At 65.5% G+C, this 2,586-nt stretch carries 1 protein-coding gene; it reads left to right on the forward strand.

Annotated elements, in window-relative coordinates:
* Nucleotides 1-2,529 (forward strand): molybdopterin-dependent oxidoreductase (locus ACT6Y9_RS10320; protein WP_443744469.1); only part of this gene is annotated, 2,529 nt, incomplete at its 5' end.
* Nucleotides 2,530-2,586 lie beyond the last annotated feature (57 nt).

The raw sequence follows: 2,586 nt of genomic DNA on the forward strand, positions 1-2,586 counted from the left end.
GCGCTCGGCACCGCCGCCGCGGTGCTCCCGGCCGCCTCGGCTCAGGCCGCTGAGGCGAAGAAGGCCGCCGCTTCGGCCGCCCGCGAGGGCTATTCCGCCGCGACGAAGAGCGGTGCGCAGTTTGCGCCCGATCCTCTCCCCATTCAGGACGCCGAAGGTCTGAAGCTCACGAACTCGCTCTCGCTCGGCCGTTCGCCCTTGAACGAATACCGCTTCATCACGGCCGCCCGCTGGGGCGTCGTGCGCGGTCACGTCATGGGCGGCAAGATCATGGACCTCACGCCCTTCGAGCACGACTATGCGCCGTCGATGAACCTCGAAGGCCTGCGCGAACTGCCCTACACGCCCTCGCGCATCCGCTACCCGATGGTCCGCGAAGGCTATTTGAAGAACGGGCCCGCGAGCCGTGAGAAGCGCGGCGAAGAGAAGTTCGTGCGCGTCACGTGGGACGTTGCGCTCGACCTCGTCGCCAAGGAGATGAACCGCGTCTACGACAACTACGGCCCCTCGGCCGTCTTCGGTCGCTCCTACGGCTGGATGAGCACCGGAAAGGTGAACGCCGCCATCAATCTTCAGCAGCGTCTTTTGAATCTCCGCGGCGGCTTCATCCAGTGCATCAACAGTTATTCCACCGCCGCGATCAGCCGCATTCTCCCCTACGTGGTGGGCACGGGCGACCCGCGCTCGACGTCCTGGGACGTGGTTCTCGAGAAGAGCGAACGCGTGGTTCTTTGGGGTGCGGATCCGCTCGTCACGAACGACGTCGACTGGCTCACGACCCTGCACAACGCGAGCGGCTACTTCCGTGCGCTCAAGGCCAAGGGCACGAAGACCATCTCGATCAACCCGATTGAAACCGACACGGCCGAGTTCCTCGGCAGCGAATGGATCGCCCCGCGTCCGGGCACGGACTGCGCGATGATGCTCGGCATGATTCATGAGCTCGTCGTCACGAAGAAGGCCGACGAGGCGTTCCTCGCCAAGTGCACCTACGGTTGGCCGGAGCTCCGCGACTACGTGATGGGCAAGACCGACGGCGTCGAAAAGACCCCGGAATGGGCCGCGCAGGAATGCGGCGTCCCGGCCGAGCGCATCAAGAGCCTCACGCACGAACTCCAGAGCCACCGCACGATGATCATGATGGGCTGGGGCATCCAGCGCATTCAGTACGGCGAACAGTCCCACTGGATGGGCTTTGCGCTCGCGGCCGCGCTCGGGCAGATCGGTCTCCCGGGCGGCGGCATCGGCACGAACTATCAGTACTCGAACGGCGGCTCGCCCATGGCGTTCGGCCCCTTCCTGGGCGGCGTCTCGAGCGCCGTGAAGCCCGTGAAGGAACCGACCGTGCCCTGGAAGGGAAGCAAGACCATTCCGGTCGCGCGCTTCGTGGACTGCTTTGAGAACCCGGGCAAGACGATCGACTTCAACGGCACGAAGGTCACCTATCCGGAGGTGAAGCTCGTGATGTGGGCGGGCGGCAATCCGTACGCCCATCAGCCTGAGACGATGCGCCTCGAGCGCGCCTGGAAGCGCCCGGACACGGTGGTGGTCACCGACACCGTTTGGACCGCGACGGCGCGCCACGCCGACATCGTGCTTCCTGCCTGCACGGTCTTCGAGCACAACGACATCACCAACATCGGCACCTACTCGAACGACGGCCTCGTTGCGATGCAGCAGGCGATCGAGCCGCAGTGGGAGTCCAAGCCCGACTACTGGATCTTCTCCGAGCTCGCCGACCGTCTCGGCTTCAAGGACGCCTACACCGAGGGCCTCGACGAGATGGGCTGGATCAAGCGCCTCTACGGCGACGCGAAGAAGATGGGCGATCGGATCGGCGTCGCGCTTCCCGACTTCGACGACTTCTGGAAGAAGGGCTACTTCCTCTTCGACGTGAAGGAGAAGGACCGCAACTTCGTCGCCTTCGAGGACTTCAGGAACGACCCGAAGGGCCATGCGCTCTCGACGGAAAGCGGCCTCATCCAGCTCTTCTCGCCCAAGATCGCGGGCTACGGCTACAAGGACTGCCTCGGGCACCCGGCCTACTTCGTCCCGTCCGAAGGCGTCAACACGAAGACGAAGGCGACGCCGCTCGCCCTCATGGCCTGCAAGAGCCGCTACCGCATGCACTCGCAGTTGGACGGCACGACGAGCCACAACTTCGCCAACATCGAGGACCGCGAGCCCTGCTGGATCAATCCGCAGGACGCCGAGGCCCGCGGCATCAAGGCGGGCGACGTCGTGCTCGTGAGCAACAAGCGCGGCGCGCTCCTTGCGGGCGCCTACGTCACCAACCGCGTGATGCCCGGCGTCGTCGTGGTGCACCACGGCGCGTGGTTTGCGCCCATGGACGTCAACGGCCGCCGCATCGACGTGCACGGCAACTCCAACACCCTCACGATGGACGTGCCGACGTCGTCGCTCGCCTGCGGCAACATCGCCTCGACCGCCCTCGTTGAAGTGGAGAAGTGGAAGGGCGACCTTCCGCGCGTCTACGTCTACGAGCAGCCCGAACGCGTGATGGGGTGATGTGATTCCCCCTGAGGCGTCCCCTCTGGCGCCTCACGCACTCCTCCCGAAGGCCGC

It is taken from the genome of Sutterella sp. (genome assembly GCF_052272535.1).
Taxonomy (GTDB): domain Bacteria; phylum Pseudomonadota; class Gammaproteobacteria; order Burkholderiales; family Burkholderiaceae_F; genus Sutterella.